Annotated in this window: 19 protein-coding genes; 3 read left to right on the top strand and 16 right to left on the bottom strand. The window is 54.2% G+C overall.

The window, feature by feature from the left end; genetic code table 11:
* Positions 1-5: 5 nt before the first annotated feature.
* From ACN0YD_RS11220 to ACN0YD_RS11160, 13 genes are all read right to left on the bottom strand, one after another.
* Positions 6-614, bottom strand: a complete 609-nt coding sequence (locus tag ACN0YD_RS11220; protein ID WP_417319791.1) for a TadE/TadG family type IV pilus assembly protein — start codon at positions 612-614, stop codon at positions 6-8.
* Positions 615-628: 14 nt separating this feature from the next.
* Positions 629-1,270 (bottom strand): TadE/TadG family type IV pilus assembly protein, encoded by a 642-nt coding sequence (locus tag ACN0YD_RS11215; RefSeq protein WP_417319789.1) that lies wholly within the window; start codon positions 1,268-1,270, stop codon positions 629-631.
* A 67-nt stretch (positions 1,271-1,337) separates the two neighbouring features.
* Positions 1,338-2,309, bottom strand: a complete 972-nt coding sequence (locus tag ACN0YD_RS11210) for a type II secretion system F family protein (RefSeq protein WP_417319787.1) — start codon at positions 2,307-2,309, stop codon at positions 1,338-1,340.
* Between the two features lie 2 nt (positions 2,310-2,311).
* Positions 2,312-3,295: a type II secretion system F family protein gene (locus ACN0YD_RS11205; protein WP_417319785.1), complete on the bottom strand. Its 984-nt coding sequence runs from the start codon at positions 3,293-3,295 to the stop codon at positions 2,312-2,314.
* Positions 3,296-3,304: 9 nt separating this feature from the next.
* On the bottom strand, positions 3,305-5,035 hold the full coding sequence (locus ACN0YD_RS11200; RefSeq protein WP_417319784.1) for a CpaF family protein: 1,731 nt from the start codon (positions 5,033-5,035) through the stop codon (positions 3,305-3,307).
* Between the two features lie 12 nt (positions 5,036-5,047).
* Positions 5,048-6,304 (bottom strand): P-loop NTPase, encoded by a 1,257-nt coding sequence (locus ACN0YD_RS11195; RefSeq protein ID WP_417319782.1) that lies wholly within the window; start codon positions 6,302-6,304, stop codon positions 5,048-5,050.
* A gap of 11 nt (positions 6,305-6,315) precedes the next feature.
* A complete protein-coding gene (locus ACN0YD_RS11190; RefSeq protein WP_417319780.1) occupies positions 6,316-6,987 on the bottom strand; it encodes a CpaD family pilus assembly lipoprotein in 672 nt (223 codons plus the stop codon).
* A gap of 8 nt (positions 6,988-6,995) precedes the next feature.
* Positions 6,996-8,423 carry a type II and III secretion system protein family protein gene (locus ACN0YD_RS11185; RefSeq protein ID WP_417319778.1) on the bottom strand — a complete coding sequence of 476 codons (1,428 nt, stop codon included), beginning with the start codon at positions 8,421-8,423 and terminating at the stop codon, positions 6,996-6,998.
* Between the two features lie 2 nt (positions 8,424-8,425).
* Positions 8,426-9,310 carry a Flp pilus assembly protein CpaB gene (cpaB, locus tag ACN0YD_RS11180; protein ID WP_417319776.1) on the bottom strand — a complete coding sequence of 295 codons (885 nt, stop codon included), beginning with the start codon at positions 9,308-9,310 and terminating at the stop codon, positions 8,426-8,428.
* Between the two features lie 15 nt (positions 9,311-9,325).
* Positions 9,326-9,853 (bottom strand): A24 family peptidase, encoded by a 528-nt coding sequence (locus tag ACN0YD_RS11175; protein ID WP_417319775.1) that lies wholly within the window; start codon positions 9,851-9,853, stop codon positions 9,326-9,328.
* A gap of 108 nt (positions 9,854-9,961) precedes the next feature.
* On the bottom strand, positions 9,962-10,147 hold the full coding sequence (locus tag ACN0YD_RS11170) for a Flp family type IVb pilin (protein WP_417319774.1): 186 nt from the start codon (positions 10,145-10,147) through the stop codon (positions 9,962-9,964).
* A 125-nt stretch (positions 10,148-10,272) separates the two neighbouring features.
* Entirely contained in the window at positions 10,273-10,449 is a 177-nt protein-coding gene (locus ACN0YD_RS11165; RefSeq protein WP_417319772.1) for a Flp family type IVb pilin, read from the bottom strand.
* Positions 10,450-10,727: 278 nt separating this feature from the next.
* Positions 10,728-12,974: a histidine kinase dimerization/phospho-acceptor domain-containing protein gene (locus ACN0YD_RS11160; protein WP_417319770.1), complete on the bottom strand. Its 2,247-nt coding sequence runs from the start codon at positions 12,972-12,974 to the stop codon at positions 10,728-10,730.
* Positions 12,975-13,327: 353 nt separating this feature from the next.
* Between ACN0YD_RS11160 and ACN0YD_RS11155 the strand changes: the two genes are divergently transcribed.
* Positions 13,328-13,798 (top strand): Lrp/AsnC family transcriptional regulator, encoded by a 471-nt coding sequence (locus ACN0YD_RS11155; protein ID WP_417319768.1) that lies wholly within the window; start codon positions 13,328-13,330, stop codon positions 13,796-13,798.
* 78 nt (positions 13,799-13,876) lie between these two features.
* Here the strand turns inward: ACN0YD_RS11155 and greA are convergent, their stop codons facing one another.
* The 3 genes from greA to carA all read right to left on the bottom strand — a co-directional run bounded on the left by greA (position 13,877) and on the right by carA (position 18,941).
* Positions 13,877-14,350, bottom strand: a complete 474-nt coding sequence (gene greA, locus ACN0YD_RS11150) for a transcription elongation factor GreA (protein ID WP_417319766.1) — start codon at positions 14,348-14,350, stop codon at positions 13,877-13,879.
* 93 nt (positions 14,351-14,443) lie between these two features.
* A complete protein-coding gene (gene carB, locus ACN0YD_RS11145) occupies positions 14,444-17,761 on the bottom strand; it encodes a carbamoyl-phosphate synthase large subunit (RefSeq protein ID WP_417319764.1) in 3,318 nt (1,105 codons plus the stop codon).
* The gene (gene carA, locus ACN0YD_RS11140; RefSeq protein WP_417319762.1) at positions 17,754-18,941 is read right to left on the bottom strand and encodes a glutamine-hydrolyzing carbamoyl-phosphate synthase small subunit; all 1,188 of its coding nucleotides are present in this window, start codon (positions 18,939-18,941) and stop codon (positions 17,754-17,756) included. Before carA ends, carB begins: the two co-directional genes overlap by 8 nt.
* Positions 18,942-19,250: 309 nt before the next feature.
* Here carA and ACN0YD_RS11135 point away from each other — a divergent pair, with 309 nt between their 5' ends.
* A complete protein-coding gene (locus tag ACN0YD_RS11135; protein ID WP_417319760.1) occupies positions 19,251-19,706 on the top strand; it encodes a GatB/YqeY domain-containing protein in 456 nt (151 codons plus the stop codon).
* 78 nt (positions 19,707-19,784) lie between these two features.
* Entirely contained in the window at positions 19,785-21,752 is a 1,968-nt protein-coding gene (gene dnaG / locus ACN0YD_RS11130; RefSeq protein WP_417319758.1) for a DNA primase, read from the top strand.
* Positions 21,753-21,831: the final 79 nt, after the last annotated feature.

The following is a 21,831-nucleotide window of genomic DNA, read 5'->3' as shown; positions in this document are numbered from 1 at the left end:
GCTGATCAGACCGGACAGCCATCAGTAAAGTCCACATTGCCGAAACGGGGTTTGTGGACGGAGATCTGATAGACTGTTTTCTGCTGATACAGGCCGCTGGAAAAGAAATAGCTCATGTCCACGAACATGGGGTCATAGAGAAAATAGACCTCTGCCACGATGGCAATCTCTCCATCCTCAAGGTCGAAAGTGCCGGGGATGGGATTCAGGTCTGCATATTCATCCTGGGCACCCAGTTTGCTCTGCGACAATAGTCCGGCGCCGGTGATGCACTGGTCGGTGATCAGTGTGCCGGATGTCGTGCCCTGAAGGCGGGTCACAATCACCCGTCCACCATTGTCGATATCGAAGGGTGTCATCACGTTGTCAACGGCATTGAAAGCGTCGGTGATCATTTGCTCTGGCAGGATCTCGTTTTGCGACACCAGGTTGGCAACGGCGTTGACTGTTTGATTTGTTTTGCGTTCGATCAGGAGAATCCGGAAAGTTTCGAACCCGCCGATCAACAACATCATGAGGATCGGAAAGGTATAGGCAAATTCCATCAGGATAGTGCCGTCCTCACGACGGAACAGACGTCTGAAAATGCCTGAAAGGTGGTTTATACGTTTCATGGCAGCCGCCTTTCTCAGGTTTTTACCTGGGGATCACAGTCAGCAGTCGGTGATCCGTAAGGTTCGTTTTTCACGGCTGTGCTGGCGACCAGCCGGATTTTACCGTCTTCATCGCCAATTGCCTTGGAGAAAAATCCGGTCATGAAATTGGCGTCATATTCCGCCGTATAGACCACCACGGCACCGGGTCCGCCAACGCCGCTCTGGCCGATATCCGCATCCCACTGGTTGTTGCAGTTGAGGTCGGTGAAGCTGTCGACGCCATTGGTATAGTCGCCGTCTTCATCAAGGTCATTATAGGGTTCAGCCCTGGCGATATCCGCGAAGGTGTCATACACCTGGTTGGTGATGACCAGGTTCTCGAGAGAAATAAACCCGTAGGTGCTGTCTTCGAGGACCTTGGTGATATATTCTTCCCGGGTCATGCCGTCCACGGTGTAGCCGGTAATCCCCGTGCGGGAAGCATCGGCAATGGCTCCCTCGATAAGGGTGGTACTCAACATGACCGCCCCCACTTCCAGTGTGCCCAGGGTCAACAGGGTGATGGTGGGCAGCACAAAGGCGGCCTCCATCAGGGCCGATCCTTTTTCGTCCCTTCCCAGTCTTCCAAAGAGGCCGCGAAAACGGCCCTGTTTAGCAACATTCTTTTTCTTCATCTCAAGAGCTCCTCATGCTTTGGCAGATGCCTTTGACTAACAAGCTCTCCTTGCATTATTTTTTGACTTAAACCAGATTGTCTGCCAGCTGGCAGGTCGCAGGACCCATCAGCACCACAAAAAGTGTCGGCAGAATAAAGAGGATCAGCGGAACGGTCATTGTGGCCGGCAGTCGCGCTGCCTTTTCTTCCGCCATCATAATACGTTCATGCCTGAATTCGCCTGATAACACGCGCAGGGAACTCGCCAGCGGTGTACCATATCGTTCTGACTGGATCAGGGTAGCGGTTACCGCCTTGATAGAGGGCAGGCTGACACGTTCCGACAGATTGAGCAGGGCCTGTTTCCTGTCCGGCAGGAACCCAAGCTCTACAGAGGTCAGGCCAAGTTCATCGGCAAGTTCCGGGCAGGTGTTCCCGAGCTCCTTGACCACACGTTGCAGGGCGGCATCCAAAGTAAGACCTGCTTCCGCGCAAATCACCAGAAGGTCCAGAAAGTCCGGTAGTGCCTTCTGCATGACAGTGTTACGCTTGTCGGAAATATTTTTCAGGATGATTTCCGGCATATAGGACGCCAGCAATACCGCGCCGATACAGGAAAAGGCTTTCATCGTGGTGGAAAGCTCGAACATGCCCAGGCCGTATATGAGTACGACGGCAATAATACCGATAAAAAGCGGCAACATCAGTTTGAAGAACATGAGAACGACGAGGGCGTCCTTGCCCCTGAAACCAGCCTGGACAAGTTTTTTCTGGTATTTTTCGGTCTGTTCGTTTTTCAACAGGTTCAGGCTTTTAACCACTTTGTTCATCAGGCCCACGTGTTTGGCTGACTTGACGGTGGTCCGGCGTTTTACGGGAGCCACATATCCCCGTTTCAGGTCTGACCGTCTTTCCTGCAGGGCTTTCAGGCGACCATGCATGGAATCCCGGACAATGCCTGTGCTCCAGATGGCCATGACCACCAGGAAGGCGGACATGCCCGCCAGTGCGGTAATGATATCTTCTCCGGTAATTCCCGCGGGCAAGTATTGTTCCATGATCAAACCTCGAAATTAATCAGTTTGGAGATGATAAACAGACCGATCCCCATCCAGATCAGACCTCCGATTATGGCGATCTGTCCGCGCGGATCCGTGAAAAGGATCGACATGTAACTGTAGTTCAGCAGTGTCAGTACGCCACACATGATAAAGGGCAGGGAGCCGATGATATAGGCGCTGGCCTTACCCTCGGAGGACATGGCCTTGACCTTGAGTTTCAACTGGCTGCGGCCGCGCAGGATGGTGGACAGGTTCTCCAGCGTTTCCGCCAGGTTACCACCTGTTTCCTGCTGTACCGAAAGGCTAATGACGAAGAATTTGAACTCCGGCGTGTCCAGGCGGTCGGCGGCCTTCCAGAGCGCCTCGTCCAGGGTTTTACCCAACCGGATGTCATCAATAATTTTTGTGAACTCGATAGCAATGGGATCATCCATTTCCTTGCCGACCGTACCGATCGATTCCGTGACCGGCAGACCGGCTTTCAGACCGCGGACAATCAGGTCAATGGCTTCCGGGAACTGGGTCGTGAACTTGTTCAGTCGTTTCTTGATCAGGGAGGAAATCACCATATGCGGCAGTGCAAGCCCGGCGGCAATCCCGACCATCAGTGAGGCAAGAATACCAAAGCCGCCGATGACTTTCACCAGGATGGCGACAACTGCCGCTACGCCCAGGCTGGTGAGGACGTATTGTTTGAACTGGATTTTGTACCCTGTGCGGCGCAGGCGTTTGCGCAGTTCGTCCGGGCGCGGTACAAACTGGTCAAAGAAAGATTTTTCCTGTTTGATAAACAGTGATCTCTTTTCGCCATTTTCACTGCCCAGGCCTTTTTTCTGATGTCTGTCGATCGCCCGCCGCAACCGGCCCTGTAGAACCTTCTGTTTGTTGCCGAGAAGACCGACGGCAAGCGCCATGGTGGCCAGGACAAGGAATACCCCGGTAAAAATGCCGATCATTACAACGGTTGGGTTATCTACAGTCATGGTTTCATCCTATAGCGCATCCAGAAGAGCCCTATGCAGGCCGTAATATTCGGCTTTCTCGGTAAAATGCGGACGAACCCCTGTGGAGCGGAAATCGCCCAACAGTTTTCCGTCCGCATCCTCTCCGGTAAACTCGTAAACAAACAAATCCTGTGTGGTGATAATCTCGCCTTCCATGCCGACCACTTCGGTAACGGCACAGGTGCGGCGGCCGCCGTCGCGCATACGCGAAATCTGTACGATCATATCCACGGCGCCGGCAATCTGCTCGCGCACCGCCTTGGGCGGCAGCTTGAGATCAGCCATGCCGATCATGTTTTCCATACGGGTCAGGGCCTCACGCGGGTTGTTGGCATGAAGCGTACACATGGAGCCGTCATGGCCGGTATTCATGGCCTGCAGCACGTCGAAGGCCTCGGCGCCACGAACCTCACCCAGAATAATCCGGTCGGGACGCATACGCAGGGCGTTTTTCACCAGGTCACGCATGCTGATTTCACCCTTGCCTTCCAGGTTGGCAGGACGGGTTTCCAGACGCACCACATGGGGCTGCTGCATTTGCAGCTCGGCTGTGTCCTCAATGGTGACGACACGCTCGCCCTCGTCAATCATACGCGACAGGGCATTCAGCATGGTGGTCTTACCGGAACCGGTACCGCCGGAAATCAGTACATTCAACCGGCAGGCAGAGGCAATTTTCAGAACCGTCGCCATCTGGGGGGAGAGGGAACCGAATTCCATCATCTTGTCCAGGGTAATTTTCTGCTTGGCGAATTTACGGATTGAGATGGATGCGCCATCGATGGCCAGCGGTGGAATAATGATGTTCACACGGCTGCCGTCCGCAAGACGGGCATCGCAGATTGGTGTGGTTTCGTCCACCCGGCGGCCGACGGCGGTCACGATCCGGGTACAGATATTCATCAGATGCTGGTTATCCCGGAAAGTCACATCTGACAGGGTCAGCTTGCCGCTTTTCTCGATATAGATCTGTTTCGGGCCGTTGACCATGATCTCGGTGATGGTTTCGTCCTCAAGCAGGGGTTCGAGCGGGCCAAGGCCGAGCATGTCATGGAGCAGCATATTGACCAGTTCACGCTGTTCCCGCAGGTTCAGGTTGATTTTTTCCTGCGCCATAAGCTCGTTGACAGCTTCACTGACCTGTTCGGCAAGCTCCGCACGGTCCATCTCGTTGGCGGCGGACGCGTCGATATATTCCAGAAGCAGCGGTTGAAGCCGGTCTTTGGCCTCCATGATACTGTCCTGGCTGGCCTGCTGGATTTGTTCGCTGGTCTGGCTTTTGCCTTCCCGTTGTTTGCGGGATGCGTTCTCTTCTTCCTCCGGTTCTTCCTCTCCGTTGGTGCTTTCGGAAGTCAAAAGGTCGTTGAGGAGAACGGTCAGCAGATCACGGCGCTCCAGATCGTTGAGCTGGAGTTCGTTACTGGAGGTCATTTCATCAATCAGACCCTGAATGATTTTGGTAACCTCATTGCGTTCCATTTCCCGTGCGGCGGCGGGATCAATCCGCTCCAGAAGAACGGGTTCGATCAGATCAAAGGCCTGGTCCACCATGCTTGCATTTGAGCCGCTTTCCTGGGGAATAGGTGCAGCCTGCGGTGTCCCGGCTGCCGTTGCAGTCGGATCGCCACCTTTGCCAAAGCCTGCAGAGCCCGGGGCCTTGCCACCTGCAAAGCCCGGCTTTCCGCCTGATGCTGATTTTCGTCCGAACGCTGGTTTCATGTTTTCTCGCGGTTATTTAGCCGGTTTGGAATCTTTTTTGCTCAACGGCAGTTTTTTCCAGAAAGGCGCGCTACTTTCTTCAGTGGCGTTGCCAAGAATATTGTCGCAAATCATGTTCAGAACCTTCACAGGTTTGCTGTGTTTCGCGGCCTGGGGCAGGGGCTTGCCGGATTTGGACACCTGGATCATCAGTTTGGTGTCCATGGGGATTTCCCAGTCGACGGCGCGTTCGATGGAAGCCTCGAAATCTTTTCTCTCCACTTCCACCTGACCCATGCCAGCAACCTTGTTCAGCAGGATTCTGACCTTGGCTTCCGGGGCGACAGATTTGCAGAACGCCAGAAAACGGATCGTATCGCGCGTGGCTGCAAGGCTGAGGTCCGAAACCAGAATGATTTCACTGGCCTCTGATAGAACCAGAGGATAGTCCGCCACCATGTTCTTCGGCAGGTCGAGAACCACATATTTGAAGTTGTGTTTCAGTTCTGTCAGCAAATGGCTGAGAGCCGCCGGATCCGTATAGGTCGGATCATGGAGCGGTGCTTCAGAGCCGAGAATGGACAGCTGCTCGCTTTCTTTGATCATGGCGCGTTCGATGAACAGTCCGTCAACACGGCTCGGATTCTCCAGCGCGTCACAAAGACCGCGACCCGGCTCCAGATCAAAGGCCAGGGCGCCCGTGCCGAAATAAATATCCATATCCAGCAGGGAAGTTGACTGTTTTTTCTCATGGGCCAAAAGCCAGGCGAGACTGGTGGCGATTGTACTGGTGCCAAGTCCGCCGCGCACGCCAACTACCGCGATCAGCTTCTCTGTGTCGTCGGCTGCCGCACTGCTGTCGGTCTCCTCGGGAGTCCGGGCTGCATGCTCGGCAGACGCCAGGACTTCTCGAATCTGGTCGGAATTCGCCGGTTTTACCAGATAATCATGAATGCCGTAGGAAATCAGTTCGCGATACAGTGCGATATCGTTTGTATTGCCAAGCGTGATGACTATTGTGCCCGGCTCCACCACTTCGGCAAGAGAGGCCAGATCCTCCATTGGAGAGGATGATTTTGAAATATCCACCAACAGGAACTGGGGAGAAGGCATCGTTGACAAAGTCCTGATGGCACTCTCGACCCCGCCGGTTTTAATACTGGCCGGGTTCCAGCCTCTTTCCGTCAGCACGGGAACAAGGGCCTGGGTGGTGTCGTCATCACAGACAAATGCGCCGAAGATATTGTCGGCTGAATTGTCCTCTTTTTTCAGAAGGCTAGCTACACTCATGTCTTAATCCCTTATTTGGAGCCGCTACCGCCCTTGCCGCCTGTTCCCCCGGCGGACGTGGCTTTGGAAGCGGAATTCACGTAGGCGTTGACCGCTTTAGCTGCTTTTTCGGTCTGGGGATGACCGGACCGATTGCCCGTAATCAGATCGCGCGGATTGGCGACCATAAGTCCCAGATTGGCCTGGGTCGTACAGCCGAGATCCTGCATCGGGGCATTATTGTAATTTGAGGTGCTGTTGCGGGACCAGTCGCCGCAGCGCGGTGGTGTTACCACATAGCGGGAGATCAGCAGGCGGGCCTCATCGGTTTTCGGCGCTACACCATAGGGTGTCACTTCTCCAGCCATGATGATGCCATGATATTTGAGAAGATCCGTAACATAGGACAGGCGCTTTTTGTTCAGTTCGGACAGGCTGCCGTCTTTTTCCAGCGGAAAGTCCATGCTGAGCTCGTCGCCATATCCCACATTGTTGTTTGTGAGGAAGGCAGCAAGGGCATTGACTTCAGTCCTGTCAAGGCGATGCTTGTTTTCCGAAAAGGTCAGCATATAGGGCAGACGCACCATTTCGACCTTATTGCGTTTTTGATTCTCGAGGCCGGTGCTTTCATACAAACCGGCACATCCGGTTGTCATCAGCAGAGAGGCGACAGCGACAAGTTTAAGAATATTTTTCATCATCATTATCCTCCTCAATCCAGCATGAAGCCGGCGGCGCTTTTCATTTTTTCACCGGTTTTACCCTGGGCTGCAGGTGCAGTGTCCGGGCTGCGGTTCTCATAGGAGTGACCGCTCAGGAAAAGATCCATGTCGTTGGCAACCCTGAAATTGTCATTGGGCAACGGCATATTACTACCGTTATGCGGCTTGACGATATAAGGGGTTACGATGATAACCAGCTCGGTTTCCTGACGCTGGAACTCCGTAGAACGGAACAGGGCGCCAAGGATTGGAATATCACCGAGCCAGGGATATTTTGCGATATTGTTGGTGACGTTGTTCTGGATCAGCCCGGCGATGGCGAAGCTCTGGCCGGAGCCAACCTCGACGGTAGTTTCGGCGCGCCGTGTTGTCAGGGCCGGGATGCTGAAACCGTCCAGGGTTACGGCACCTGCGGAAGACAGCTGGCTGACTTCCGGCTTGATATGCATGCTGATCTTGCCGCTGTCCACGACGGTCGGCTTGAAGTCCAGGGCAACACCATATTCCTTGTAAGTGATAGACAGCTGGCGGTCTTCAATCACCGGGATCGGGTATTCCCCACCGGCCAGGAAACTGGCGCTTTCACCGGAAATTGTCGTCAGGTTAGGTTCCGCCAGAACGGAAAGGACGCCTTCCTGTTCCATCGCGTCGATGATGAAGTTGATATCAAAATTGCCGGTTCTGAAGCCGCCGGCAAAGTTGTTGCCGCGGTTAAGGGAGAAAAACTCCTTAACGCCATCCACGGCATCAAAGACCTGGGATCCCTGGAACATGCCGATGGCCGTGCTGCCATTGATAAAGCTGTTCTGCCAGTTGAAGCCCAACTGTTTCATGGTGTCTCGGCCGACTTCGGCAATGCGCACACGCAGATTGACCTGGACCGGAGTGGCAATGGTCAGACGATTGATAATGGTATTTTCCTGGCCGATAAACTCGGCAGCCATGCGACGGGCTTCTTCGGCCTGGTCCGGGCTTTCCACATGGCCGGTCATGACCAGCAGCCCCTCATAGGATTTTACGCTGATCCGGGCATCGGGCATTACGCTTTTCAGCGCGCTTTCCAGACTTCCCAGGTTATGGGTAACGGAAATCTCGCCGCTCAGCAGGATTTCATCCTCGTCGCTGACACCGTAAAGGCTGGTTTCGCCCTGTTTTTTGCCGAATATATAGACCAGTGTCGGTGATTTGACCTGGATGTCGGCAATGGATGGGTCAGCAATAAAAATGTTCGAGGCCGGCTGTTTCAGGCGCAAAAGCGTACCTTTGCTTACTTCCACCTGGATATGTTCCTGTTGCTGGGCAAAGGCGGATGCAAAGGGCAGGCTGCCAAGCAGCAGGCTGAACACCGCAATCAGGCAGAAAGCTGATTTCTTCATTGTCTTGCCGGTCAGGCGACGTATGTTCTTACGCGCTGTCATGATTAGTTTCCTTGCTTTGCGAAGCCCAGCTGCTGGACTTCATTTCCTCTTACCACTTTGACGCTGAAGCTTTTTCCTTTTCCAGACGGCATACCTGTTCCGCCTGACAGGAGCTGACTGACTTCACTATCCCAGGTGACGGAAGTTTGATCTTCATCCGAGGCCAGGTTCGCGTCTTTTTCATCGCTATCCCGGGCCAGGCTGCGCAGGGCCAGGGACAGGTTGCCCATTTTTTCGACAAGAGAGATTTTTTCGGCGTCCTTGGGCGTGACTTCCAGGGTCACTGTTTTACCCACGGAAGGGGTGTGTGTCGGGTTGGCGGTCCGCTGGTCGATAGCCAAAACACGGACATTTGTGAGAACGGTTTCACTGGCCTGAGCCTTTTTGCGGCCACCTGCCGACACTTTATGAGTCAGGAGAATATCCACATGATCACCGGGAAATACAAAACCCGAGATACCTGAAGTTGCGTTGATCCGGATGGAAACGGCGCGTTTACCGAACGGCAGTACGGCGGCCATGAACCCCCGGTTGCCCGGTTTTACAATGCGGGAATCCGTGATGGGCTCACCGGCAGTAATTGTGCTTTTCACCACTGCTCCGGCAAACTGTTCTATATCAACATTCTCGCCTTTCCGGATATAGCTCTCATGCAGGCCGTCTTCGGGCCAGGACTGCCATGTCAGGTTTTCTTTCTTCAGGAAACGCCCGGTATGAAGATCAACAGCGGCCACCAGAACCTGCACCTTGGACGGTGCTGCCTGAACAACCTGCTGTTGCTGGGGGGCAGCAGCCGGTTTGAGCAGGCTGCGGGCCATAAAAGCGGTTACCCCCGCGATGACCAGGGCAATTCCGACAAGTACGATGCTGCGCATATTGATATTCATAACCTGTTTTCCTTATTACACTCGTCCATCCAGTGACATATAAAGCCGGAAGGCGACATATAGGCCCCCCAAGGCTATGCCGACTCCATAAGGGACCTTTGCATATTCCGTTTTTGCCATAGAGAAGTTTATATTCTCTGAATATTTGGCGGCTTTTGATGCGATAAGGCGGTTTTTGGCCAAAATAATCGCGGCAAGGAAACCGCCGGTCAGAGCCATAATCATCAGATAGTCCAGAACATGGGCAGGACCTGCCCAGAGAGCCACTGTGGGGATAAGTTTGACATCACCTCCGCCCATGACATTCATGGCGAAAAGAAGCATGCCGATTGCAAATAGGATCAGGGCGATCAGGACTGACCAGCCCACCAGGCCGAGGGACAGGGTGTCCCGTTCCAGATAGAGGGCGAGCAGAAATGCCGGATACAGTAGAAGGACAATGAGACACAACCTGTTCGAAAGGATATAGTGTCTTATGTCGGAGATGGCCGCCCAGATCATAAGGCCGGCGAACAAAATAATCACAATCTCTGTGAACACCATTTTCCCCTGTTTGCAATTTCTCTGGATACAAGTGATATGGGAAAAAAGTATTGGTTTGGTTAATTGATGCTAATAAAAGCTGATTAACCAGACAGTTTATCGATGTTGTCAGTCGCGGTTGATTGCGTCTTCGATCGTCGTGACAGTGTTGTCACTCATGCCCAGAAAGCTGTCGCTGAAGGCCGTCAGGCCACCGATGGCGGCAACCGCAACCATAGATGCGAGCAGGGCATATTCAATGGCAGTAGCGCCTTTTTTGTTTTTGCCGAGTTCTGACATTAGTTTTTTCATCATGACCTTTCCCCTGTAATCCTGAATGTCAAATCATGTGTGTCCGGAAATAACGGGACTGAAAAAAAACGGCTCTGGCCTTGTTGTAAGGCCAAAGCCGCTCTTTTCAGATTATACCGAAAGCTTGATTACTGGCTGGCAGTGTTAAGCTCGGTAGAAACTGCTGTGAAGGTGTTGTTCAGAGAAGAACTAACAGCCTGCAGACCGGCGATGGCAGCAACAGCTACGAGAGCAGCAATCAGACCATATTCGATAGCAGTTGCACCAGCTTCAGATTTCTTCAGTTTAGCAAAAAACATTTTCATTTCGTTTACTCCAATGTGCCAATAGTTAAATTAGGTTCCTATGCCAAATTTGTGACTATCACTATGCCCGGAAGTTATGAACAAAAAGTTAATACAATTCCTTTTTTATCGTTTTATTACAAATACTTACAATGGTTAAATTGAACAAAAATTAACTTGTTGTTAAAGTGTTTTTTCATCAAAAAAACATAAAACTTTACATGCTCATTCCCTAAAGATGGCGGAATGATCACAATAGTTAACTCTTATATTTTGAAAGAATTAAGAATTATAACAGCTTAGGCATTTTGGGGGTAATTGGCGATCGTCAGGACCAGGTGGCTCACATAGCCGTCCTGACAATGGCAGGAAAGGTCTCCGCCGATCAGCCGGGCAAGGTCCCGGGCAACGGAAAGGCCGTATCCGGGGGCCAGTCTCGGGGTGGAAATTTTTTCTGCTTTTCCGTTATTTCCTGACCTGTCACCATCGTTGGCAACCTTCTGGAACAGCTTTTCGGTGTCATCTTCAGTAATTTTCTGTCCCAGCAGGGGGACCTCGATTCTGACCTGGGCGTTGCTGCTCATGAGAACGGAAAGATTCATGAAATCCCCCTCGCGGGCCTTTTTCATGGCACTGGAGATCATCTTGCCGAGACACATTTCGAGACACTGGCGATCATTGTAGAGAATAACGTCAATATTATCGCTGCTGCTGTGGAACTTGATCTTTTTGCTCGTGGCCAGCGGTGTGATCTTTTCTGCGCAGGTATCAATAATGGATTTGAGAGAGAAGGATTCGGGGGTGACCTCGATCAGGCCGGAGTCCAGTTTTGCCGAATCCAGCACATCATTCACGGCATCTTTCAGCAGATTTGCTGCGCTCAGAATGTTTTTGGTATGCTCCCGGTACTGCTCGTTGACCGGGCCCCAGGCCTCCATGTCAATCATTTCGGAAAAACCGATAATGGCATTGAGCGGTGTGCGGAATTCGTGGGACAGGTTCTGCAGGAGTTCCGAAGCAATATGATCTTCCTTCTCCCGCTTCGCTTCTTTCCGGGATGGCGTCGGTGCCATTGCGGCGGGTCGGGTGATCTGTGTATTTTCTGCGGCTTCCTCGTCCTCCTTTTGTACAGAGAGGAGATCCTGTGAGGCATCGGCGGCCCGTGCGCTGCCCCTGAAGCCGGTAAAGCGCCCGGTCTGGATATCAAACACGGCGATGCCGCTAAGCAGCCATTTGGTGCTGTCGCCCTCTTCAGAGCGCACCAGGAAAGGCTGATCCCGGAAAGGGGTGCGTTGTTCAAACAGGGATTCCAGGCCGGGACTGCCTGTGTGATCCGGCGGCACCTCGCACATTTCGATGAAATCCTCGCCGATCATGCTGTTGGCGGGGCGCCCAAAGGCTGTGAAGGCTTCCTCGGACAGAAACTTGATGGTGCCCATCCGGTTGATTTCCCAGAACCAGTCCGCGGTGGCGCGAACATAATCCCTGCTGCGCTTTGACTGCTGGCGTGCCTGCTCGGCAGTTTCAATATCTGAATCCGGTTTTTCCGCTTCAACAGAAACCGGAGCTTCGATTTCGGCCTCAGACTGCTGTTCCGCCTGATCGTTGGCGGCTTTGCCGGGCGGGTGTCCGTGATCGTGAGGAATCCGTTCGGGGGAGGCTTCGTCGCCCGTTTCGGCGTGTTTGCCGAAAGAGCTGGCCAGCCTGGCTTCCTCTTCAAGATTGAAAATGGCTTTTGACAGGGTGGCAAGGCTGATCTGGACGGTCTCCCCGTCTGAAGTATCTTCCTCGCCGTTGTCAGGGGTCTCGGGTGTTTTTTCCTTTTTCAGGAAAGAGGGGACGTCGCGGGAAGACGGCCCCCTGTTATCCAGGACAAGTTTAGGACCTGCGGCGCTTTTATCTCCGCTGTCGGAGGGTGTCTGTTCGCCAGCGTCCTGTCGGGAGGGCTCACCCGTTTCTTCTTCGTCGGTAAAACTGCCGTGAAGGTTCTGAGCCCGGACCAGCTCAAGAATATTGGCGGTCATGGACTCGTCGAGTTCAGGACGGCGGCCCGCTTCGCGCTGTTCAAGTGCATTCAGACTGAGCTTGTGGCGGATCTGTTCCTGGTGTTTATGTTGCTGTCGGGTCAGTTCCTCACGCACAAGCGGCGACAAACCGAACCGGCGGCTGATATGCAGGCGGTGGCCGTCACTGCCGTAGCGGACCAGATGCATAAGCTGTTCATCGGAAATGATCGCCCTTTCCAGCAGCGGGGCGGCAACCTCGGCGACATCCTCGCTGAGAATATTGACCAGTTCCTGGGGGGGATGGTTCATATCTGCCAGAAGACCCGCTATTTCCACGCGGGTTTCCACTCTTACATTTGACAGGAGTTCGCGCAGGATATCCAGCAGCATCCGGACCTGCTTGTCCGACTGCATCGGACGTTGCTGTAGAAAAAGGTCACAAATGTGTGAAAAAAGAAGCGTCCTGCTCTGCAGGGAATCGTCCCGGGCCAGTTCTAGCAAGTTCCGGATTTTATCATCATACATAGCGCTTTCTGGCACTGCATTCCCTTTAGATGCACAATAACACACGGTGTGCAGGCAACACCGTCATTGATTAAAATTTTATCTTCCGGACTTCCGTCTCCCCTTCCGGACACTATAACTTTTTCTGTCCGCAAGTGCCAGCCCAAATCTTTCCCGGCTGACAGAAATCCGGTGTGCGACGATGCGGAAAAAAGTCCTGGGGAAGCTCTGCTGAATATTGTTTGTGATGAAAACAGTTTGTTTATTATTTTACCGTCTTGAAAAAAATAGATATTTTCTATCAACGTCATGACATTTTCTTGCCGTAATGGGGGGAATCCGGTATAAAAAAATCATAGCGTATTAAGTTGCAAATTTAAGGGGACCCTATGCATCAGGTTAAACTGGACGAAATTGATCGTCGAATTCTCGAGAATCTGCAGCAAGACGGCCGCATGACCAATGTGGAGCTGGCGGAACGGGTTGGTATCACTGCACCGCCCTGTCTGCGTCGGGTCCGGGCGCTGGAGGATGCGGGGTATATCCAGGGCTATCATGCCGATCTGAATGCAGAGGCCCTTGGCTATGGCCTGACGGTTTTCGCTATGGTCGGTTTGCACAGCCAGGCAGAAAATGATCTCAAGGCTTTCGAGGAAATGGTCAATGCGTGGCCCCTGGTCAGGGAAGCCTATATGCTGAACGGGGAAATCGATTTTATTCTCAAAATCGTCTCTCGTGATTTGGCTCAATTCCAGAATTTCCTGACCACAAAGCTGACGCCTGCTCCCAATGTGGCCAGTGTGAAAACCTCACTCAGCATCCGTTGCGGAAAGCATCTGCACGGGGTGCCTGTGGACTGAGGGTCATTCCGCATTCATGCCGACAAAGAAAAAGCCACCGATCCGGTGGCTTTGTTTTTTTAGGGATGTCAGGAAAACCTATTTAAACTCGATTTTGACAATCTCGTAGTAGGTTTCGCCCTGGGGGGTTTTTACTTCCACCTCGTCACCGACCCTGCGGCCGATCAGGGCATGGCCGAGCGGAGAGCTCAGGGAAATCTTGCCGTTGCTCACATCCACTTCATCCACGCCAACAATCTGGTAGGTGAATTCCTTGTCGTCTTCGTCGGCAATGGTGACGGTAGAGGCAAAAACCACCTTGTCGCCACTCAGGTCGGCGGGGTCGATAACTTCAGCCCGGCTGATTTTGTCCTCGATTTCCTGAATCCGGCCTTCAATCATGCCCTGCTGTTCTTTGGCAGCATGATATTCGGCATTTTCCGAAAGATCTCCATGGGCGCGGGCTTCCTCAATCGCTTTGATCACGGACGGACGGGCGTCATGTTTGAGATGTTTCAGTTCTGCTTCAAGTTTGATATGACCGGCTGCGGTCATTGGAACTTTTTCTACCATGGCTCTTTTTTCTGTTCAGCAAATAAAAATCTTTCGCACAGCCCCTGCCTCCCCGGGGCAATGCGACAGTTTGTTCAAGTCTATTTTGACAGGTCAGGCAATATTACTCTCCTGACGCGCATAAGACTGAAGGGGTTTAACGGTAAGTTCACTGGATTTCAAGACTTTTATTGCTTCCATGGAAGAAAGGGCGCCGCGGGTCGTGGTATAGTAGGGAATATTGTTCACCAGTGCGGTGCGCCGCAACTCATAGCTGTCCTGAATGGACTGGGCCCCCTCGGTGGTGTTGAACACCAGGTGGACCTCTCCGTTTTTCATGGCGTCGACAATATGTGGACGGCCTTCCAGAACCTTGTTGATGCGTTCTACATCGACACCGTTTTCCTTAAGATATGAAGCCGTTCCGCCGGTTGCAATGACCTTGTAGCCCATTCCCGTGAGCTCTTTTGCCGCCCCGATCATTTTCGGTTTATCCTTGTCTTTGACCGATATAAACACGGTGCCCTTGAGCGGAAGATGGGTGCCGGCTGCAATTTGGGATTTCAGGAAGGCGCGGGCGAAATCCGTATCCAGGCCGATCACTTCGCCGGTGGAGCGCATCTCCGGGCCAAGCAGAATATCCACGCCCGGGAAACGGGTAAAAGGCATTACAGCCTCTTTGACCGCCACATGATTCGTTTTGAAGCTGGGGATGTTGAAATTATCCAGGGGCTCACCAGCCATCAGGCGGGCGGCAATCTTGGCCACCGGGGCGCCGATGGCCTTGGCCACAAAGGGCACTGTGCGGCTGGCGCGCGGGTTGACCTCAATAATATAAACCACATCATCCTTGACCGCGTACTGGACGTTCATCAGGCCCTTCACATTCAGCGCCAAAGCCAGTTTTTCCGTCTGGCGGCAGATGTCCTCCATGACACTGTCTTTCAGGGAATAGGGCGGTAGCGAACAGGCGCTGTCACCGGAATGGACACCGGCTTCCTCGATGTGCTGCATGATCGCTGCCACATGAACTTTGGTGCCGTCGCAAAGTGCATCCACGTCCACTTCGGTGGCGCCGCCCAGATAGCGGTCGATCAGGACCGGGCTGTCGCCGGACACGGTTACGGCCTCGTTGATATAGCGGCGCAGGCTGGTGGTGTCATAGACAATTTCCATGGCACGGCCGCCAAGCACGTATGAAGGCCGGATCAGGATCGGATAACCGATGCGCTCGGCCACCTCCACAGCCTGTTCCTCGGTGGTGGCCAGGCCGTTGTCCGGCTGGCGTAAATCGAGCCGCTCAATCAGATCCTGAAATCTTTCCCGGTCCTCGGCCAGGTCGATGGCGTCCGGGGAAGTGCCAAGGATGGGGATACCGGCGGCTTCCAGGGCATGGGACAGTTTCAGCGGCGTCTGGCCGCCGAACTGGACGATCACGCCCATCACTTCGCCGTTCTGCTGCTCCTTGCGGATCAGCTCGATCACATCCTCGGCGGTCAGCGGCTCGAAATAGAGCCGGTCCGAAGTGTCATAGTCGGTAGAGACTGTTTCCGGGTTGCAATTGACCATGATGGTTTCATAGCCCCGGTCGCTCAGGGCGAACGCCGCATGACAGCAGCAATAGTCGAACTCGATCCCCTGGCCAATGCGGTTGGGGCCGCCGCCCAGAATGATGATTTTCCTCTTGTCCGTGGGCCGCGTCTCGCATTCAGCTCCGCCGGCAGCATCCCGCTCGTATGTGGAATACATATAGGGGGTCAGGGCTTCGAATTCTGCCGCACAGGTATCGACCCGCTTGTAAACCGGATGCAGGTCAAGGGACAGGCGTTTGGCTGTTACCTGGGCTTCCTTCTGATTGGTCAGTTCGGCAAGGCGGGCATCGGAAAAGCCCAATGCTTTCAGTTTGCCCAGCTCAAAAATGTTGTCCGGCAGACCCTTTTCGCGCACCTCGTTTTCCGCATCAATGATCTTTTTGATCTGCTCGATGAACCAGGGATCATATTTGGCAATGGAATGGATCTCTGTCGGGGACATGCCTTCACGCAGGGCCTGGGCCATGACCTGCAGACGATCGACGGTCGGACTGGCAAGTGCCGCCCGGATGGCATTTACGTCAGGGGTTTTGGGGTCATAGCCCGGGATCTTCACTTCATTGAGGCCGGTCAGGCCGGTCTCCAGTGAGCGTAGCGCCTTCTGCAGGCTTTCCGCGAAGGACCGGCCGATGGCCATGGCCTCACCGACCGATTTCATGGCAGTGGTGAGGGTCGGCTGGGTGCCCGGGAATTTTTCGAATGTAAAGCGCGGAATCTTGGTCACTACATAGTCAATGGTCGGCTCAAAGGACACCGGGGTCGCGCCGGTAATGTCATTCTGCAGCTCGTCAAGGGTATAACCGACGGCCAGTTTGGCGGCCACCTTGGCGATGGGGAAGCCGGTAGCCTTGGAGGCCAGCGCGGAAGAGCGGCTCACCCGCGGGTTCATTTCAATCACGATCAGGCGGCCATCTTCCGGATTGACGGCAAACTGCACGTTGGAGCCGCCGGTTTCCACGCCGATCTCCCGCAATACCGCGATCGAGGCATTGCGCATGATCTGGTATTCCTTGTCGGTCAGTGTCAGGGCCGGGGCCACGGTGATGCTGTCGCCGGTGTGGATGCCCATGGGATCGATATTTTCGATGGAACAGATGATGATGCAGTTGTCCGCTGTGTCGCGGACCACTTCCATCTCATATTCCTTCCAGCCCAGCAGACTCTCGTCGATCAGCACCTGGCCGACCGGAGAGGCTTCGATACCGCTCTTGATAAAGTGCTCGTATTCTTCCCGATTATAGGCGACGCCGCCACCGGTACCGCCCAGGGTAAAGGCGGGACGGATGATGGCGGGAAGGCCAACTTCCTCCAGAGCTTCCATGGCCTGGCGGATGCCTGTAGCCCGGTCATAGTCAATAATGTTGCCGTCTTCGTCCTTGATGGCAGGGGAGGAGGCAATGGCCGCACGCGGGTTTTCAAGGCCGATGGTATCCATGGCGGCACGAAATTTTTCCCGATCCTCGGCTTTTTCAATGGCCTCTTCATTGGCGCCGATCAGCTTCACGCCATATTTTTTGAGGACGCCGCGCTGAGCCAGTTTCAGGGCCGTATTGAGGCCGGTCTGGCCGCCCATGGTCGGCAGAATGGCGTCCGGTTTTTCCATTTCAATGATTTTTTCCACATATTCCGGAGTGATCGGTTCCACATAGGTGGCGTCGGCAATCTCCGGGTCGGTCATGATGGTGGCCGGGTTGCTGTTGACCAGAATAATGCGATAGCCTTCCTCGCGCAGGGCCTTGCAGGCCTGGGAGCCGGAATAGTCGAATTCGCAGGCCTGTCCAATGATAATGGGGCCGGCGCCGATGATGAGAATGGATTCGATGTCGGTACGTTTAGGCATGTTTCTCTATCATCTCCATGAAACGGTCAAACAGGTAGTGGCTGTCCTGGGGTCCCGGGCTGGCTTCCGGGTGATGCTGTACGGAAAAAGCCGGACGATCCACCAGTTCCAGTCCGCAGAGGGTCTGGTCGAACAGGGAAATGTGGCTGACTTTCACGTTGTTGGGCAGGCTGTCCTTGTCCACCATAAAACCGTGGTTCATGGAGGTAATTTCAACCTTGTCCGTGTTGTAATCCATCACCGGGTGGTTGGCGCCGCGATGGCCCTGGTGCATCTTGACGGTTTTGGCGCCGACGGCAAGGGCCAGCATCTGATGGCCGAGGCAGATCCCGAACATCGGGATGCTGGTCTCGAGCAGTTCCTTGATCACAGGAATGGCGTATTCGCCTGTAGCGGCCGGATCGCCGGGGCCGTTGGACAGGAATATCCCGTCCGGTTTCAGGGCCAGAACCTCGGCAGCGCTTGTGGTGGCGGGCACCACGGTGATTTTGGCGCCGCTGGTGGCCAGGCAACGCAGAATGTTGCGCTTGATGCCATAGTCAATGGCCACCACATGGGCTTTAGGTGAAGTTTGTTTTCCGTAGCCTTCTCTCAAAACCCAGCGGGTTTCGTCCCAACTGTAGGGTTTGGGGCAGGTGACGGTCTTTGCCAGGTCCATGCCGTTGAGACCGGGCCAGGCGCGGGCCTGTTCAATCAGGGCCGGAATGTCGAACCGGCCGGCCCTGTTATAGAAAACGACGCCGTTGGGGGCGCCGTTCAAACGGATGTGGCGGGTCAGCCGACGGGTGTCGATCCCGGAAATACCGGTCAGATTCCTTTCCCTGCACCAGTCATCAAGATGTTTGCCGGCGCGGAAGTTGGACGGATTGGTAATGTCCTCGCGTACGATAAGGCCCAGCGCCGCACCGCCCGGATTATGTTCCGGCGAGGTTTCAATATCCTCGTCATTGGTGCCCACATTGCCGATATGGGGAAAGGTAAAAGTGACGATCTGCCCGGCATAGGAGGGATCGGTCAGGATTTCCTGGTAACCGGTCATGGCGGTATTGAAGCAGACCTCGCCGACCACTGTGGCCTCGGCACCTATTCCGTAGCCCCAGAAAACGGTGCCGTCTGCCAGGACAAGAGCGGCGTTGATGTTCGGGTGCGGCGGGTTGTGGTCGGTCTGATCGTGGTTCATGAACGGCTCGATTTCTCTACTGAACTTTATCTGGCGATTTATATCCGGCGGCTTACAGGGCGGTGTGTTGCGGACAGCATATCCTGTCCCTTGCCCCGACGCAAATTGACCGGAACTTAAGCAATCGTCCCATGTAGGTCAAGAAAAACATTTTAAAAAATTATCTTTTAAAATCAATGGGTTAAAACTTTATTTCAGGTTGATTTTTAGGTTCATATACGATAGAGTTATCTCTTTCCTGAAAGAGAGAGCCGACTGTTTCTTCAATGATCTAGTCGGCCTTTTTGTAAAAAAGGATATGAAATCAATATGTTGCGTGAGAAACTCAACGACGCCATGAAGCAGGCGATGAAGGACAAGGACAAACGTCGGCTGGCGACAGTGCGACTCATCCTGGCCGCCATCAAGGATCGTGACATTTCCAAACGGACGGAAGCCGGCAACCAGAGCGTCGGCGATGACGACATCATCGAAATCCTCTCCAAAATGGTGAAGCAGCGCAAGGAAAGCGTCAAGGCCTACGAAGAAGGGGGCCGCCTGGAACTGGCGGAACAGGAAAAAGAGGAAATGGAAATCATTTCCGAATTTCTGCCCCGCCAGATGAGCGAAGATGAAATTCAGGCCGCCGTCAGGGAAGCCATTGGCGAGACGGAAGCGTCCGGCCTGAAGGATATCGGAAAAATCATGGCATTTCTGAAAGAGAAATATGCCGGCCAGATGGATTTTGCCAGGGCCAGCGCATCTGCCAAGGATATTTTATCCTGATCTTTGATGTGTAATGATCTGTCCGCCGGACCCGGCCTGTGCCGGGGACACGACGGACAACAGGGGTGGACCAGTTGAATGGGCTTTTCGCCGGACTTTCTTGAAGAAATCAGGTCGCGTCTGCCGGTCAGCGAAGTGGTTGGACGCAAGGTGCGGCTTGTCCGCAAGGGGCGGGAACATTCCGGCCTCTGTCCCTTCCATAATGAAAAAACACCTTCCTTTACGGTCAATGACGACAAGGCCTTCTATCATTGTTTCGGCTGTGGCGCCCATGGCGACATCATCCGTTTTGTTACCGAGACGGAGGGGCTGAGCTTCCCCGAAGCGGTGGAACGCCTTGCCGCCCAGGCTGGACTTCCCATGCCCGAATATACCCCGGAAGACCGGGTGAAAACGGAAAAACGCAAAAATCTTTATGATGTGATGGAGGCGGCCTGCCACTGGTATCAGTCGCAATTGCGCACCCGGGCCGGCAAGCAGGGGCTTGATTATCTCCTGCGCCGGGGGCTTAGTGAGCCGACCATCCGCGATTTCCGCCTCGGTTATGCGCCGGATGGCCGCACGGCGCTGAAGGACGCCATGCTGGCCCGGGACGGGATCACCGAGGATATGCTGGTAGAAGCCGGCCTTCTGATCAGGCCAGAGGCGGATCCCCATGATCAGCCGGGCACCCAGAAAGAAAGCTATGACCGTTTCCGCCACCGGGTGATGTTTCCCATCACAGACCGCCAGGGCCGGGTGGTGGCTTTCGGGGGCCGGGCCTTGTCATCCGAGGCCAAGGCCAAATATCTCAACAGCCCGGAAACCCCGCTGTTTCACAAGGGCAGGCTGCTTTATAATCTGGCCGGGGCGCGCAAGGCGGCCTATGACCAGGGTCGGGTGCTGGTGGCAGAAGGCTATATGGATGTGATCGCCCTGGCCCAGGCCGGCTTCCAGTATGCCGTAGCCCCGCTGGGCACCGCGGTGACCGAGGAACAGATTGGCGAGCTGTGGCGGCTGGCGCCGGAGCCGATCCTGTGTTTTGACGGAGACCGGGCCGGGCTGAAAGCGGCGGAACGTGTGGTGGAGCGGGCGCTTCCCCTGCTCAAGCCGGGCCATTCCCTGCGCTTCATTTATCTTCCCGAAGGCGAGGACCCGGACAGTTTCGTGCAGGGGCACGGTGCCGGGGCTTTTGGCGAACTGCTGGAAAAGGGCAGGCCGCTGGCCACGGTATTGTGGGAGATGCTGATCCGGGCGACGCCGGCCGAGACGCCGGAACAGCGCGCCGGCCTGCAGCAGAATATCCAGCAGACCCTGTCCGAAATCAAAAACGAAACAATCCGCGGCTATTACCAGAATGATTTCCGCAAGCGTCTGGAGAAACATCTGGGCGAGGAAATTCTGCCGGAAAATCTCTCTTCCGGGATGGGGCGACAGAGGGACTCGGGCGAGAATCGGTATGGCGGCGCAGGTAAAAGCCGGACCTGGAAGGGGCGGGGGGCGGCAAAAGAGCCATCCTACGGGGTGCGGACCCTTAGCGACACGGCCCGGGGCAAGACCGGCGGCCGGGTGCTTCTGGACCTTGAAAGGCTAATGATTCTAACGGTTTTGAACCATCCGTGGCTTTTGGAGCAACATCACGAGGAGCTTGCAATTTGTGATTTCGAATCACAGGAGCTTGACAAACTCCGTAATGAAATCATACGTATATCACTTCGCGACTCGGACCTTGACAGAGAGAGCCTCAATCGCCACCTGATAGATCAGGGATTCGGCAAGGCAATAGAAGTCATATTTGATCAGGAAGTCCTCAAGGCCGATTGGTTCGCGTGGCCCGACGCTGCGCCACAGGATGTGGAACAGGGATGGCTGCATGTGGTCAATCGAAAACGTCTGTTTGTTCTGGAGAAGGAACGGCAGGCCATAGAGCAGGAACTGGCAGAAAATATGACAGATGAGGTTTTCGCAAGATTTCAGGCATTGAATGCAGAAATCGAACACGCCCGCAGAGTCGACGCCAGCATGGATGAATATGGAATTGCATCGGGAAAGCAGAGCTCTTCCTGAAGATAATAATGTGAACCTGGGACCGTTGCAGGACGGCCCGGGCGTTTCAGTAGTTACTACGTCTGGGATATTAGAGGTT

The sequence above is a fragment of the Emcibacter sp. genome (assembly GCF_048269205.1).
Lineage (GTDB): Bacteria > Pseudomonadota > Alphaproteobacteria > Sphingomonadales > Emcibacteraceae > Emcibacter.
Note: the sequence above shows the minus strand (reverse complement) of the source record. Positions and strands in the feature narration are given on the sequence as shown.

Bases quoted from the DNA above. Each gene is read 5' to 3' on its own strand.
- ACN0YD_RS11170 (WP_417319774.1), bottom strand. From the start codon at position 10,147: ATGATGAAAAAACTAATGTCAGAACTCGGCAAAAACAAAAAAGGCGCT.
- greA (WP_417319766.1), bottom strand. From the start codon at position 14,350: ATGGTAGAAAAAGTTCCAATGACCGCAGCCGGTCATATCAAACTTGAA.
- ACN0YD_RS11185 (WP_417319778.1), bottom strand. From the start codon at position 8,423: ATGACAGCGCGTAAGAACATACGTCGCCTGACCGGCAAGACAATGAAG.
- ACN0YD_RS11220 (WP_417319791.1), bottom strand. From the start codon at position 614: ATGAAACGTATAAACCACCTTTCAGGCATTTTCAGACGTCTGTTCCGT.
- ACN0YD_RS11165 (WP_417319772.1), bottom strand. From the start codon at position 10,449: ATGAAAATGTTTTTTGCTAAACTGAAGAAATCTGAAGCTGGTGCAACT.
- ACN0YD_RS11190 (WP_417319780.1), bottom strand. From the start codon at position 6,987: ATGATGATGAAAAATATTCTTAAACTTGTCGCTGTCGCCTCTCTGCTG.
- ACN0YD_RS11155 (WP_417319768.1), top strand. From the start codon at position 13,328: ATGCATCAGGTTAAACTGGACGAAATTGATCGTCGAATTCTCGAGAAT.
- cpaB (WP_417319776.1), bottom strand. From the start codon at position 9,310: ATGAATATCAATATGCGCAGCATCGTACTTGTCGGAATTGCCCTGGTC.
- dnaG (WP_417319758.1), top strand. From the start codon at position 19,785: ATGGGCTTTTCGCCGGACTTTCTTGAAGAAATCAGGTCGCGTCTGCCG.
- carA (WP_417319762.1), bottom strand. From the start codon at position 18,941: ATGAACCACGATCAGACCGACCACAACCCGCCGCACCCGAACATCAAC.
- ACN0YD_RS11210 (WP_417319787.1), bottom strand. From the start codon at position 2,309: ATGGAACAATACTTGCCCGCGGGAATTACCGGAGAAGATATCATTACC.
- ACN0YD_RS11205 (WP_417319785.1), bottom strand. From the start codon at position 3,295: ATGACTGTAGATAACCCAACCGTTGTAATGATCGGCATTTTTACCGGG.
- ACN0YD_RS11215 (WP_417319789.1), bottom strand. From the start codon at position 1,270: ATGAAGAAAAAGAATGTTGCTAAACAGGGCCGTTTTCGCGGCCTCTTT.
- ACN0YD_RS11195 (WP_417319782.1), bottom strand. From the start codon at position 6,304: ATGAGTGTAGCTAGCCTTCTGAAAAAAGAGGACAATTCAGCCGACAAT.
- carB (WP_417319764.1), bottom strand. From the start codon at position 17,761: ATGCCTAAACGTACCGACATCGAATCCATTCTCATCATCGGCGCCGGC.
- ACN0YD_RS11135 (WP_417319760.1), top strand. From the start codon at position 19,251: ATGTTGCGTGAGAAACTCAACGACGCCATGAAGCAGGCGATGAAGGAC.
- ACN0YD_RS11200 (WP_417319784.1), bottom strand. From the start codon at position 5,035: ATGAAACCAGCGTTCGGACGAAAATCAGCATCAGGCGGAAAGCCGGGC.
- ACN0YD_RS11175 (WP_417319775.1), bottom strand. From the start codon at position 9,853: ATGGTGTTCACAGAGATTGTGATTATTTTGTTCGCCGGCCTTATGATC.